Here is a 12,506-nt window from a genome sequence, read left to right as displayed (position 1 = left end):
GTGCGTTCCTTCCAGGATGGGCCCGAGTCGGGAGCGCGGGAACGTGTGCGAAGAGGGCCGCTCCCGCGTGTCGGGACTCCTACGCGGCTCCGGGCCGCAAGTGCCGGCCACTGGCGGGTGCCCCGTGTTCCTTCCATCGTCCTGCCGCCCCGGGACGCTGTCGACCGCAGTCCGGCGGCGGTCGACATGCGGGCGGCGCGATCGTGAGTCAAAGCCGTCTGTGGAGCGGTCTTACCGGGATCTGGTCGAGCGCGGTCTGGTGGTGCGGAAGCCGCGGGTGGGGACGGTGGTGCGCAGTCGCGGCCGTGTTCGTGTTCCCCTGGCCAGTAAGGCGCTGTGCTGCGGCCTGGTGGCGATATGGGTCCGTGGGAGACAGCGGTGGCCGGCGGCCGGTGTGGGTGTGAGTGCGGGTGTGGGCGGCAGCGTGGTTTCCCTGGCTCTGGAGCGCATCGCCGCCCCTGCCGATATTGCCGCGCTGCTGGGGCTGGAGCCCGGCATGCTCGTGGTCCGTCGTGGCAGGCATGCCCTGATCGACGGGGATGTCGTGCAGGTACAGGAGGCCTTCTATCCGGTGGATGTGGTTGAAGCCTGTGGGCTGGACCAGCCGGGGAAGCTGGTTGGCGGTGTGCTGGGCGCGATGACCTCTGATGGGCCGGTTCCCGGGTTCGCTGGTGAGAAGGTCACCGTGAGGATGCCGACGACAGCGGAGGCGGCTGAGTTCGGTATGGGGGAGGGGGTGCCGGTTTTGTGTGTCGAGCGTGTGGTGCGCGGTCGTGGTGGACGCGTCCTTGATGCACTTCGCGTGGTGGGTGCGGCCGGCCCTTGGCAGGGGGTGTGGCGTAGCCGGCTGGGGAAAGGTCGCCGGTCGCCGGTCGCCGGTCGCCGGTCGTCGTCGCCTCGCCGAGCAGGAGCCCAGGTCCCCAGATCCGTTCGGCGATCTGCCGGTTCCGGTAGGCCTGGGCCCGGCAGATGCACCGCAGTACCGACGCCAGGCCGTCCTCGGCGGCAGCGCAGCTCCGCAGGAGGCACGCACCCGACGTCGGGCCATACCTCCAGGATCCCCGGCCGGTGTCACCCGGTGATCGATGGGCCGCAAAGGAGGGCTGGGATGCGATCCGGTCCGAGTCCGGCCTCGGCCTCCGGCCGCCGGCAGGCGAGGTATTCACCGGCTCGGCCCTCTCCCTCGCGGTCCTCTCAGGTGTTGGACAGCCAGATCGAGAGGTTCAGCACCGTGGCGAAGGCGACCCACGCTGCGTAGGGGACGAGCATCAGGGCGGCGCTCTTGCGGTGGCGGGTGAAGGACGTCAGCGTGAGCGCCAGGGCAGTCAGCAGCAGGCAGATGTCGAGGAAGGCGAGGCCGTACTGGCCCGCCGCGAAGAAGAGCGGTGTCCAGGCGAGGTTGAGGGCGAGCTGGACGGACCACCAAGTCATGGCCGTCCGTGTGGATCCGGCAGGACGGCGCAGCACGAGCCAGGCGGCGACGGCGATCGAGGCGTACAGGACGGTCCACACCGGACCGAAAAGCCAACCGGGCGGAGCCCAGCCAGGCCGAACCAGGGACGCGTACACCGACCCTGCGTCGGCCGAGGCCCACGCGCCGAGACCGGCCACCGCGTAGCAGACGGCCAGCAGCCCAAGCAGCGACCAGGCGCCTGCCCGATGCGGCGCACGTGGCTCATGGCGTTCACAAGAGCTGCGTGACTCTTGTCCGTCACCGGTCGGATGGGCCATCACGCGTACTCCCCTCGCTGTTTGACGTGACCCTCCTACCCGTCCCATCTGTTGAAATTCTCCTCCTTCGTCGGTCCGGCGCACGCGACCCGGATGGTCACCGGTCGGCGCTGACCCTGGACGGACGTATCCGGTCTCGAAGGCATGGTGTTCAAGGGGATGACGCAGCCCTACCGGCCCTCAGTTCGTGCCCGGACGAAGGCCGCTGCCGCAAGACTGCGGGAATCGTCGGCGGTCCGGCCCCTGGGGCTGCAAGGTCCTCGAATCCGCCAAGTTACCTCTGAGCTGCTTAAGTTGCACAGAAAAGGATCTTGACTGAAAACCTTTTCAGAAACTTGCATCGATGCACATGGTGAGTCGAGGATGCGGGACATGGCAAACCGGATGACACGCGTATTACGTCCCCTCGTTCTGGCCACCGTGACCGCAGCGGGTCTCTTGATGCCCCTGGCTACCGCCCCGGCCGCTTTGGCGACCACCAGCTCGCCGGCTCCGGAGTGCGTGGAGTACTTCCAGAGCTGGCGCTACACCGACGTCCACAACGGCTGCGGCGACACCGCATCCGTCACGGTCGAGTACACAAATGGCCAGTGGGCCCCGTGCCGCCTGATCGAACCCGGCGGCTGGGCGACCTTCTCCGGCTACGGGACGGGAGGCAACTACGTCACGGGGCTGCGGACGTGCGATCCCGCCTTCGTTACCGCTGACAGCTCCTGAGCCCCATAGGTTACGGGCCGGACGAGCGCCTGAGAGGTCCTCACGGAAGGCGTCGACGAGCGCTTCGGTCAGTCGGGTGACACCGCCGTACCCCCGTGATCAGTCACCGCGCCGCCAGCGGCGTGTTCGGGGACGGGGTGCAGTTCCTGGACTGGCACAAGGACGGGACCCGATCATGCCGCCCGCGCGCGGAACGCGTTCGCCGCCGAGATGCAGGCTGCGGGCGTCGACTGGCGCCTCGCGGTCTACGGCGGCGCCTTGCACGCCTTCCACCACCCGCCGGTCGACCACCCCACGGTCCCCGGCGTCGGCTACCACCCACGGCACGCGCAGCGAGCCTGGCGCGACGTCATCGACCTGCTCGCCGAGTGCCTGCCCGTGAGGAAGGACCTGGGGGCATGACCCAGGCAAGCATGCTGGTGCCAGGCCTGGTCGGCGTCGCGCACTGGCCCTTTCCTCGACTCAAGCCACCGATGCTTCAGGCGTTCCGGATGCCGTCGATGATGCGAGTCCAGTTGTCACCGCCGTGTCCGTTCCCGATCGCGTGCCGGTAGTGGGCCTGCACGGCCAGCGGGAGAGCGAGGTCGAGGCCGAGTGCGGCGCTGGTCTCGACGATGTGGTCGGCCGTCGCACCCATCATGGTGACCGTGCTGAGGTCGCCGGGATGCTCGTCGGCGTCCAACGCGGCGCCCGGGGTCTCCTCTGCGGCCCTGAGGATGGCGCCGATCGAGTCGGCGGAGGCGAGCAGTTCCGGCAGCGCTTCCCCGGCCGCCTCGCGCGGTGTCGCCGCGAGCGTCGCCCCGTCGGCGACGACGCCGGCGGCCCGGCCGGCGGTCCGGTTCCAGACGGTGACGGGGTGGCCTGCGGTGAGGAGGGTGCGGGTGATCGCCTGGCCCATGGGGCCGAGCCCGATGACGGTGACGGCGCTGTTCGGGCTGGTGGTGTGGTGCTGTTGTTCGTTCACCCCTCCATGCTCGGCGAGCACCTCTAGTCTCGGAAGTACCCACTATTTCCTGGGGTACTTACCTTTAAGTAAGGGGGATCAGTGATGTCCAAGGCGCCGAGGCGTGGGCCGTACATCTGCGGCATCGACGCCGCGCTCGACGTGGTGAGCGGCAAGTGGAAGGGACTGATCCTGTGGGAGCTCCACGCCCATGGCGTACGCCGCTTCGCCGCGCTCCGGCGGGGCCTGCCCGGAGTGAGCGAGAAGATGCTGACCCAGCACCTGCGCGAGATGGAGGAGGACCAACTCGTGCACCGGAAGGTCTACGCCGAGGTGCCGCCGCGGGTGGAGTACTCCCTGACCGAGCACGGGCGCACGCTCAACCAGGCGCTCGGGGCGCTCGGTGTGTGGGGCGGTGAACGGATGCGCCGCGAGGGCCTCGAGGCGGCCGGGGCCCCGCACGGTTGAGGGCCTGCCCGCCGGCCGCCCGACGGCTGGTGCGGGGCCGCCGCGTGGCTGGAGGAATGCGCGGCTCGACTGCGGGTGAGGGCCTCGGGGCGAGCGGCACGCAGAGTGCGGTGCACAGCGGTCGCGAAATCATCGTCGTACAGGCGCAGGGACACACGCACAACGGAACTGATCGAGCGGGTACAGAGTGGCTTCGAGGTTGGTCGTATCCGAGCTCGTCAAGGCCGACAGGGCGTGTGCCCTGTGGATGCGGGCGCTCTCCAACACTCCTTCCTCGGTGACGTCGCCCAGGAGAGAAAGGAGGACGGGGCCACGGAGCGCGAAGCCGTGGCCGCCGGCCTCGCCGCCATGTTCGAGGCGGCGGCCGATGACCGCGCCCGCAAGGCGACGCCCGAGAACGAACAGAACCACCTCGTGGTGGCCGCCATGCGCTCGGCGGAGGCCGAGGACCGCGACCTCCTGGTCTCGATCTCCCTGGCCCTGACGGAACGCAGGGGCCGGCTATGGAGTCGGTGACGTCAGCCGTTCCCTGACCGCCGGGATGAAGTGCTGTCCGTACGCGCCGGCACGTGCACCACGCACGGCGGCGAGCCGGCCACCCGGGCGGCCGGCCGGCCCGGTGGGTGGCCTCGGCCTCCAGCAACATATTGAGGACCTCGCCGTGGTGGCGGGGATCGGTCTCCCCGCGCGCCAGGGCCTGGTCGACGAGGAGGTCGATGGCGATGCCGTTCCCGCCCTGCATCATGATCAGGCCGCCGTTGCCGGAGGCCCGCTGCATGGCGCGCAGGATCTGCCCGTCGTCGCTGTAGACACGCCCGCTGTGAACGATCACGGTTCATGGGTCGGGGAGATCCCACGGACGAGCAGCGGGCGGCACCGGAGCCGTTGTTGCCGAAGGGGACGAGGGCGAGTCGGCCGACGGTTCGGTCCAACCGACATGCTGAGGCAACGCGGTGGGTCAGTAGCGCCGCAACTTCGGTTCCGGGTGCCAGGCGCCGTGCACCGCAGAGACTTTCGCGCAGTCACGGGTGGGTCACAAGTTCACCTGACGGCCCAACATCCCGACAGAGTGGCGCAATGCGCACACACGCCATCACAGCACTGCTCGTCGTCTCGCTCATTACCCTCAGCGGCTGCGCCGAGGCTGTCACCACGGGGCCCAAGGCGGATGACAAGCCCACCAGCTCGCCCTCGACAGCGGGGCGGCAGGCCGATCGCGATGCGGTCCGAGCGGCTGCAGGCCTGCCCCCGGAGCCGAAGGGCAGTCAGAGGCAGGCCTTCCTCGACGGACTCAACGCCATCGACAAGGACATCGTTCACGCCAAGGATGACAAGGCCATCAGCCGCGGCATCGACACCTGCGGCATGGTCAAGGACCACCCGAAGGACCCGGTCAAGCAGACGGAGCAGACCAACAAGCGCTGGACCAGCCCGTCCCATCCCGACGGCCACGGCCTGACCAAGGCCGCACGAATCCTGGCTGTCACCCACACCATCATCTGCCCCACCTACTGACGGGGTGAATGAGCGAGGAGCCGTGCGGCACTGAGCTCGCCGCCGCGACGGAGCGGGGCGGGCCGCTGGTTCGGTGGCTCAGGGACAAGGCCGGCTTCGGCATCCCGAAGGGCGTGAGAGCAGTCCCAATCCCTCGCGCTCGTGTGAGCGGGCGGCGCCGACTGGTTTGACGCGGTTGGCGGGCGACTGCGCTGCCGCGGGTGCCGGCGGGCCTACTGCCAGAAGAGGGTCTCGATGACGATCTGGGGATCGGCTGAGCGTGGGGTGAAGACGTACCTGAGCCATCCGCGCCCGTTGTCGAAGTAGAGGAGGGGCGCCCCGCGGGGTTGGGTGGAGCGGACGGGTTCGATGCTGACCTTCGTCGTGTCGAGGTGATCGTCACGGTAGGGGTGGCGGGAGCACTTCAGCTCGGTGACCGCGTCGATGATCTGCTCTTGGACGGTGGTGGGGAGGCTGTCGCGGTATTCGGAGGCACTCTTGGTCCAGTCGGTGGCCCATGGCGGGCCGGTGAGCTCGTCGGTCACTCGCCGGGCCCGAGCCGACTCACTCGGTTGTGGATCTGTGCTGCTTCTTCCAGGAAGGCCATGGCCTTGTCCGGGTCTGCCGACTGGGCGGCCCGCTCTTCCAGGTCTCGCACGTGCCGGTCCAGGTCCGGGTCGCGGGCCAGGGCGTACTCGCCCCACCACCGGGCCAGGAAGGCCGGAGCCGCGCTGATGTCATAAGTGTCGCCGATCTTCGCCCGCCAGTTCGCCTCGAAATCGGCCAAGAGCTCAGGGGCGTGCGCGGCGATCGCGGCACGAAGAGCGGGAATGCTGCGCTCGGGCATCGGGGGCACCCCGTGAGGGCGCCCGGGGGCGGTTGTCACGTCTCCTCCTGCGGTCGACCCTCGCCACGATAGTCCGTGGAGGCTCCAGGAGCGACGACAGGTTGCGGTCCGAGGGCAGGACTCGCAGCCGGTGACGGCGGCCTCGTTGGAGGAGGTGCTGCGCTTGCGTGATCATGCCGATCTCGCGGCGATGTTCCGTTATGAACGGCAGTACGGCGTTCTCGCCGAAGGTCCCATGGACGGCTGGCAGGACCAGCCGCAGGCGGCCGAGATCTCCGCAGAGGAGTTCGAGCGGCTGTGGACTGAAGCAGCGTGGCCAGCCGTCGCCTGCCGGACCTGCGGATCTGGGCCGGTGACCCGAACCGCTCCAGCAAGGCCAGGACGGCCAAATGTTGCAACCGCGGCCCCAGCACGCGCTCCAGCGAAGGATGGATCTGGGTCAGCAGGCCGTGCAGCTGGTTTGCGACCCTGGTGGCCTCGCCGGCCAGGTCGTCGTCGAACCCGACGATCATCTCCAGCTCGGCGATGGTCTCGTCCTCGCCGTCGATCGCGCGCAGCGTGTGGGGCATGGCGCGGGCAGCGTCCGCGATGATGAAGACGTCCTTCGCGTCCGTCTTGGCCTCCCCGGGGTAGAGGTCGGCGATCCGTCGCATCGTCAGCCCTGGCAGGTAGGTGACCGGGCAGCCCATGTCCCTCGCGACCGCCGGCGGCAGGGCGCCGATCGAGGCCGGCTGATCGACGACGACCGGCACCGTTCCGTGCTTGGCCTTCAGCTTGGCGACAGCCCGCGGAGCTTGGGTTCGGTGTTGGGTAGTCGCTTGTCGAAGGCCTTATTGCCGGCCGGGGTGACAGCGGTGGCGTGGTGTTCGCCCTTGCCGACGTCCAGGCCGAGGAAGACGTCGATGTCGCCGGTGTCGATCACGTGCAGGCCCCTCCGCTCACGCCTTCGTCCGGCCTTGCCTCGGTACCGAGCTGCCACACCCACGTTACGGAGAGCTCTTCCGGCTCGGGTGAAGCCGGTGCTCAAGCCCCTCATCAGCGGTTCGTCGATGGCTCCGGGCCCGGTGACACCACCCCCCCCCGGATCATCAACCGCAACGAGGGGGGGAAGTCATGCCGGACCCGAAGGCCGGAGGCCCCATCGCGGAGCCGCTGAAGACGGTAATGGGGGGCTCAAGTCCCTTGCGGTATGCCTCAATCCCGTACCCCTGCGGGTAGACGACATCGTCGCTGTTGATCGACGGGTGGCGGCGAGCTTCCGGCCGATCGTCAGCCAGTCGATGCGGCGAGCTTCAAGTCGATCGCGTCGGCTCGGCGTTGCGTGATCGCTGCACGCTGCGCCCGGGCGGGTCGGCCGCCCATGAAGGTCTCGCTGGGCCCCGCGCCACCCCTCCATGATCCTGTAGTGGGGCGATGCCTGTGCAGGGCCGGGGAGATGTGCGCCCCCGGGCCGGGAGGGTGCCCGGCCCGGGGGTCGGGCGCTAGTGCTGGGCCAGGGTCCACTTCCTGAGGCGGTCCACGATCTCCAGCAGGGAGCGCCGAGGGCCGGGGGAGAGGAAGCCGAAGGAGGCGAAGGAGGGGACGAGCGCGATCACCACGAGCAGAGCGGGGATGATGCGGACGACGACGGTGAAGAAGTCGATGACGAGCCGGAGCGTCTTGGCCTGGGTGAGTACGTCAGCAAGGCGGTCGAACAAGGTGAGATCTCCTCGAAGCGCGAGCGGGCTCGCTTGGTATCCGGCCGAGGGCATAGGTCTCCCTGGGCGGTGCCCCTCGCTGTGGAGGTGCGACCAAGCGATGAATGCCCGCTGGCCCGCGTCTGCGAGTCAGCGGCACATTTTGTGCCGGCTCATTCCTTGCTCCGTGGTTCTCTTACTGCCGAGCAAAACCTGGCGGCCAGGCAGAACCCGGCGGCCGTAAAAATTTACGGTCCGCCAGGTTGGCGCGCAAGGGCTAAATCAAGCAGGTGGCTTGATCTATCGATTCGGGCTACTCGGAGGCGAGCTGCCCGGGCTGATTGCCTTGGATTGCTTCGATTGATGGGGAGTTGGGGGCGCGTCTGGGTGTTCTGTGCTGTCGGAGCCACCATCCGAACTGCCGGCTCCGGCAGGTTCGGTACAGCCTGGCCTGCCGCATTTCGGCGTCGGCCGGGATGGAGTGCCCGGCTACGCCTACGTCACCGCGCAGGCAGCAGGCCCGGGAAGCCCACCCCTCGCATGGGCGCTCGCGGCCGAACTGGGATGCCCCGCCATCCTGCGCGACGAAATCAAGCCGAGATCTGGGCCTGTTCATGGCCTGGCTGAAGTACCCGCCGGCGCCCCGGGACGGTGTCGCCGCGGTGGTGCGACCGGGCCGGGACTGGGCCTGACTCGTAGGCGAGCCTGGTCAGCCGATCCGGTCACCATGTGGCGAGGACCGGCGCGTCCGGTTCGTGGCGGCTCCAGGCTTCGTTGATGCGCCCGAGCCGGACCGCTGCGCCGATGCCGCGCAGGGACGCGACCTTCCCGTCACGGACTTCGAACGCCACGGCGCCCACGACCCGGTGGTCGACTACGGCGAGGACGGCCGGGGAGCCGTTGACCAGCGCGAAGTGGAAGGTGGGCGCGCCGCCTGCCAGCCGCCGCTTCGCCGGCGTCGGCTTGAAGCCGGCCCGCACGTACGAGGCAACCTGCTCGGGTGTCGTGTACTTCACGAGCCGCTTGGCCAGGCCGTTGCCGTCCGAGAGTGCCATCACGTCGTCGGTGAGTAGCGCCACCAGCCGCTCGGTGCGCCCGGACGCGGCGGCGGCGAGGAATTCCTCGACGATCCGGCGTGCCGACGCGGGGTCGGCCTCGCCGCTGCGGCGGCGCTCGTCGGCGACCCGGGTCCTGGCCCGGTGGACGTGCTGCTGGCTGGCGGACTCTGTGATGTCGAGGATCTGGGCCATCTCGGCGTGGCTGTAGGAGAAGGCCTCGCGCAGGACGTAGACGGCCCGCTCGACCGGCGAGAGGCGCTCCATCAGCGTCAGTACGGCCAAGGACACCGATTCGCGCTGCTCGAAGGTGTCAGCAGGGCCGAGCATCGGATCACCCTCCAGGAGCGGTTCGGGCAGCCAGGCGCCGGCTGTTCGCTCGTGGCGCGCCTGTGCCGAACGGAGCCGGTCGAGGCACAGGTTGGTGACGACCTTGGTCAGCCACGCTTCCGGCACGTCGATCCGTTCCCGGTCGGCGGCCTGCCAGCGCAGGAACGCGTCCTGCACGACGTCCTCGGCATCGGCGCCCGAGCCGAGCAGACGGTACGCGAGCGAGGCCAGCCGGGTCCGGCTGGCCTCGAACCGACTGGTGCCGAAACTGACGGTGTCCATGCGGATCACCCTAGGCGGCTACGCGACCGCCTTGCCGGCCGGGTCATCCAGCGCGTACGGGACCGTGTTGGCGGCGGAAGACTGCGGCGCGTTGGCCAGGTGGCGCTTGCGCTTGGGCATGCAGAAGGTCGGGTGCGAGTTTGTCCACAGCGACATCTTGAGGATGCCCGCCTTGATCCGCGCGGCCTTGCGGCCGCCCATGTACTTCGGCTTCGCCTGGGCCTCGTGGTCGACCATCTGCAGGATCCCGTCGTGGCGCCCCAGGCTGATGTGGTTGCCCGGGTAGTCCAGCTTGACGTGTCCGATCTTGCTGCCGGTGAGGCGTCCCACGATGGCCTTCATGGCCTGCATGCCGGTGTAGCCGGCCGTGGCGCAGGACATCGGCAGCGGCCGGCCGTTGTCGCCGACGGCGTAGACGCTGTCGCCGGCGGCGTAGACGTTGGAGTGGGAGAGCGAGCGCATGGTGCGGTCCACGAGGATCCGGCCGTCCGCGGTGACCTCCAACCCGGCGGCGCCCGCGATCGGGTTGACCGCGAACCCTGCCGCCCACACCGTCGCGTCGGACGGCAGGGCGGTGCCGTCGGTGCACAGGACCCGAGTTCCTTCGACGGCTTCGACGCTGGTGTGCTCCCGGACGGTGATGCCCAGCCGGTCGCAGGCCAGACGCAGGTGGCCGCGGGCTCCGGCGGAGAGCTGGGCGCCCAACTCGCCGCGGGCGACCAGCGTCACGGACAGGCCGGGACGGGATTCGGCGATCTCAGTCGCGGTCTCGATGCCGGTCAAGCCATAGCCGACCACCACCACGTTCCCGCCTTCCCGCAGGCCGTCCAAGCGCTCGCGCAGGCGCAGGGCCGAGGGCCGGGCCGCGACATCGTAGGCGTGCTCGGCCACTCCCAGGACGCCGCGGTCGTCACCGTGGCTGCCGAGCGAGTAGAGCAGTGTGTCGTAGCCGAGCTCGTCGGTGCCGCCATCAGCGCCGGCCACGGTGATGACCCGGCGCTCGGGGTCGACGGTGGTGACACGGGCCAGGCGCAGTCTTATCCCCGTGCCGGCGAAGATGTCGGCGAGCTTACGGTTCTCGATCTCCTGGCCGGCCGCGACCTGGTGGAGCCGCAGCCGCTCGACGAAGTCCGGCTCGGCGTTGACCATGGTGATCTCGGTGTCGGCCGGGGAAAGTCGGCGGGCCAGGTTCCCGGCCACGTAGGTCCCGGCGTAGCCGGCGCCGAGGACGACGATGCGGTGCTTCATGTGATGCTCCTGTCGGTTCGCTGGGCTCTCGGCGACTTGAGCGGGACAGCCCCCCGATTCCTGACAGGAACCAGATGTGACGTGAGCCACAGGGTGAAAGGCGTGAGCCACAGAGTAAAAGGTGATCGCCCCGCGTATGTCGGTGTTGCGGCGACGACGGCACTGGCCATGAGTTCGGCGCGGTGCAGGACCTGGAGCTTCAGATGGACGGCGGCCAGGGCAATGCGGGAGGGTGCCGGTCGCGTAGACGACCAGTGCGAGGCCAGGGGCGAGCGCGATGGCCGTCCGGGCCGTATGCATCCTCATTGAGGGCCTGTCAGCGCGTTTCACCCAGACCCGCGATGGCGCCACACCTGGGCGGACTGGTGTATGAGCAGAAGTTATGGACAGGGTTTCGTGGTGTCCGGTATCCGGCCGGACTTGCTGAGTAGACCCTCCGCTGCGGAGACCGTGCCCCATCCGGTGCAGCGGCGGTTGTTACGGTCCGGCCATGACACACCCCGACCACGTACTCACCGTCCTGCGCCGGGATCCCGATCTGGTGAGGCTGGCCGCGGGCGCCTTCGACTTCGATCTTGACGGGGCCGAGCACGTGGAAGAGGTCCGGCTGGCGAGCGGGGCGCCGCTGAGGGCCGTGGCGGGCGACGACACTGGTGGGACCTTCTTCCTGTGCGCCGATGGGCCCGTGCTGTACGCGAGTTCCGAGGGCGGAGCGGGCCTCATCGGCGCCGGCTTGGACGAGGCTTTGGAGATCGTCATCGGTCTGCCGGGCTGGCACGACTACACCGACCTCGACCCCGAAGCCGATGACGAGGAGTTGCAGGATGTCTTCGCACGGACCGAAGACGAGATCCGGAACTCCTACGGCCCTGGGCTGGACGCCGATCGCAGCACGCTGCTCAGTGCGCTGGGTCTGCGCAGGGTCCCCAGACGGGAACTGCTGCGCCGGCTCCAGGAATGCCTCCTGCGGACCGAGCCCGAGTTCCTCCTGGTGAACGCGGACGAAGGCTGCGCGTACGAATCGCTGGACCGGCTTCCGCGTCCGCCGCTCTGGCAGGCGGTACTCGCTCCCGGTCGGGCCGATCTGGTCCGGATGCGGGCAGACCAGGACTGTTGGAACACGATCGCGAACGATCCGGTCCGGCGGGCCACCGCCCTGCGCGCGGCCCAGTACGACCGGCAGCCGGGGGACCCTCAGCTCCTGCGCGCACTCCTGCGGCAGGAGGCGGCCGACCGCGGCAACACCCCGGAGCTCCGCCTCGCCGCGGTCCTGGTCGGCCTGCACGGCATGGCGGAGGACCACGCGATGCTGCGGGCCCTGCGGGAGGCCGACCCCGATGTCCACTTCCTGCTCGACGGTTTCCCTGATTGCCCAGGAGCGCTCGCCCAGTGAGCGGCCGACATCGACTGGTCGGACTACGGCCGGGATCCCCACGAGGCGTACGACCTCACCTGGACGGCGCTGGCCCGCCGCCAGGGGCGGACCGAACTGGCCCGCGCCGCACTCATACGCATCCTCGACGGTACGGGCCCGCGCGATGTGGTCCTGCTCGGCGGCATCGCCCACGAGCTCGAAGCCCTGGGAGACCTCGGGCAGGCGATCCGGGCACGCCGCCTGCACGCGTCCCTGCAGGACGACGCCGACAGGCACGGCTCGGCCCTCGGCGACCTCGCCTCTTTGCAACGCCGCCACAGCGAGGTAGCGGCAGCCCGGG

At 69.4% G+C, this 12,506-nt stretch carries 13 protein-coding genes and 4 pseudogenes; 7 read left to right on the top strand and 10 right to left on the bottom strand.

Annotated elements, in window-relative coordinates; translation table 11 throughout:
• Nucleotides 1–16 precede the first annotated feature (16 nt).
• Complete coding sequence (locus tag ACIRO3_RS23380) at nucleotides 17–1,258, top strand: UTRA domain-containing protein (RefSeq protein ID WP_404139730.1); 1,242 nt, start codon at nucleotides 17–19, stop codon at nucleotides 1,256–1,258.
• On the opposite strand, the gene ACIRO3_RS23375 is transcribed toward ACIRO3_RS23380, so the two are convergent.
• Nucleotides 1,195–1,731 (bottom strand): TspO/MBR family protein, encoded by a 537-nt coding sequence (locus ACIRO3_RS23375; protein WP_404139727.1) that lies wholly within the window; start codon nucleotides 1,729–1,731, stop codon nucleotides 1,195–1,197. The two genes, ACIRO3_RS23380 and ACIRO3_RS23375, sit on opposite strands and share 64 nt — an antisense overlap.
• 441 nt (nucleotides 1,732–2,172) lie before the next feature.
• Here ACIRO3_RS23375 and ACIRO3_RS23370 point away from each other — a divergent pair, with 441 nt between their 5' ends.
• Together ACIRO3_RS23370 and ACIRO3_RS23365 are read left to right on the top strand one after the other, a co-directional pair.
• Nucleotides 2,173–2,448 carry an alpha-amylase gene (locus ACIRO3_RS23370; RefSeq protein ID WP_404139724.1) on the top strand — a complete coding sequence of 92 codons (276 nt, stop codon included), beginning with the start codon at nucleotides 2,173–2,175 and terminating at the stop codon, nucleotides 2,446–2,448.
• Between the two features lie 160 nt (nucleotides 2,449–2,608).
• Nucleotides 2,609–2,850 (top strand): annotated as a pseudogene (locus ACIRO3_RS23365) (dienelactone hydrolase family protein); the annotation flags it as partial.
• 76 nt (nucleotides 2,851–2,926) lie between these two features.
• On the opposite strand, the gene ACIRO3_RS23360 reads toward ACIRO3_RS23365, so the two are convergent.
• Nucleotides 2,927–3,412, bottom strand: coding sequence for an NAD(P)-binding domain-containing protein (locus ACIRO3_RS23360; RefSeq protein ID WP_404139722.1), 486 nt, complete (start codon nucleotides 3,410–3,412; stop codon nucleotides 2,927–2,929).
• A gap of 84 nt (nucleotides 3,413–3,496) precedes the next feature.
• On the opposite strand from ACIRO3_RS23360, the gene ACIRO3_RS23355 reads away from it, so the two are divergent.
• Nucleotides 3,497–3,859, top strand: a complete 363-nt coding sequence (locus ACIRO3_RS23355) for a helix-turn-helix domain-containing protein (RefSeq protein WP_361784528.1) — start codon at nucleotides 3,497–3,499, stop codon at nucleotides 3,857–3,859.
• Here the strand turns inward: ACIRO3_RS23355 and ACIRO3_RS23350 are convergent.
• Nucleotides 3,829–4,177, bottom strand: a pseudogene (locus ACIRO3_RS23350) (NAD-binding protein); the annotation flags it as partial. The gene ACIRO3_RS23355 and the pseudogene ACIRO3_RS23350 sit on opposite strands and share 31 nt — an antisense overlap.
• On the opposite strand from ACIRO3_RS23350, the gene ACIRO3_RS23345 reads away from it, so the two are divergent.
• A complete protein-coding gene (locus tag ACIRO3_RS23345; RefSeq protein WP_404140308.1) occupies nucleotides 4,094–4,375 on the top strand; it encodes a hypothetical protein in 282 nt (93 codons plus the stop codon). The pseudogene ACIRO3_RS23350 and the gene ACIRO3_RS23345 sit on opposite strands and share 84 nt — an antisense overlap.
• Nucleotides 4,376–4,419: 44 nt before the next feature.
• Here ACIRO3_RS23345 and ACIRO3_RS23340 read toward each other — a convergent pair.
• Nucleotides 4,420–4,676: pseudogene (locus tag ACIRO3_RS23340) on the bottom strand (dihydropyrimidinase); the annotation flags it as partial.
• A gap of 260 nt (nucleotides 4,677–4,936) precedes the next feature.
• Here ACIRO3_RS23340 and ACIRO3_RS23335 point away from each other — a divergent pair.
• Nucleotides 4,937–5,374 (top strand): hypothetical protein, encoded by a 438-nt coding sequence (locus ACIRO3_RS23335; RefSeq protein ID WP_404139719.1) that lies wholly within the window; start codon nucleotides 4,937–4,939, stop codon nucleotides 5,372–5,374.
• A 212-nt stretch (nucleotides 5,375–5,586) separates the two neighbouring features.
• Here the strand turns inward: ACIRO3_RS23335 and ACIRO3_RS23330 are convergent, their stop codons facing one another.
• The 6 genes and pseudogenes from ACIRO3_RS23330 to ACIRO3_RS23305 form a co-directional block, all read right to left on the bottom strand.
• Complete coding sequence (locus ACIRO3_RS23330; protein WP_404139716.1) at nucleotides 5,587–5,898, bottom strand: hypothetical protein; 312 nt, start codon at nucleotides 5,896–5,898, stop codon at nucleotides 5,587–5,589.
• Complete coding sequence (locus tag ACIRO3_RS23325) at nucleotides 5,895–6,200, bottom strand: hypothetical protein (protein WP_404139713.1); 306 nt, start codon at nucleotides 6,198–6,200, stop codon at nucleotides 5,895–5,897. Before ACIRO3_RS23325 ends, ACIRO3_RS23330 begins: the two co-directional genes overlap by 4 nt.
• Before the next feature lie 35 nt (nucleotides 6,201–6,235).
• A pseudogene (locus ACIRO3_RS23320) lies at nucleotides 6,236–7,236 on the bottom strand (IS110 family transposase).
• Between the two features lie 445 nt (nucleotides 7,237–7,681).
• Nucleotides 7,682–7,897: a hypothetical protein gene (locus tag ACIRO3_RS23315; RefSeq protein WP_267802321.1), complete on the bottom strand. Its 216-nt coding sequence runs from the start codon at nucleotides 7,895–7,897 to the stop codon at nucleotides 7,682–7,684.
• Nucleotides 7,898–8,598: 701 nt separating this feature from the next.
• Nucleotides 8,599–9,543 (bottom strand): sigma-70 family RNA polymerase sigma factor, encoded by a 945-nt coding sequence (locus ACIRO3_RS23310; RefSeq protein ID WP_404139710.1) that lies wholly within the window; start codon nucleotides 9,541–9,543, stop codon nucleotides 8,599–8,601.
• 18 nt (nucleotides 9,544–9,561) lie between these two features.
• Nucleotides 9,562–10,791 carry an NAD(P)/FAD-dependent oxidoreductase gene (locus ACIRO3_RS23305; RefSeq protein ID WP_404139707.1) on the bottom strand — a complete coding sequence of 410 codons (1,230 nt, stop codon included), beginning with the start codon at nucleotides 10,789–10,791 and terminating at the stop codon, nucleotides 9,562–9,564.
• A gap of 490 nt (nucleotides 10,792–11,281) precedes the next feature.
• Between ACIRO3_RS23305 and ACIRO3_RS23300 the strand changes: the two genes are divergently transcribed.
• Complete coding sequence (locus ACIRO3_RS23300; RefSeq protein WP_404139704.1) at nucleotides 11,282–12,184, top strand: hypothetical protein; 903 nt, start codon at nucleotides 11,282–11,284, stop codon at nucleotides 12,182–12,184.
• Nucleotides 12,185–12,506 lie beyond the last annotated feature (322 nt).

Origin of the sequence: Streptomyces sp. NPDC102278, from assembly GCF_044766345.1 — a bacterium.
Classification (GTDB): domain Bacteria; phylum Actinomycetota; class Actinomycetes; order Streptomycetales; family Streptomycetaceae; genus Streptomyces.
Note: the sequence above shows the minus strand (reverse complement) of the source record. Positions and strands in the feature narration are given on the sequence as shown.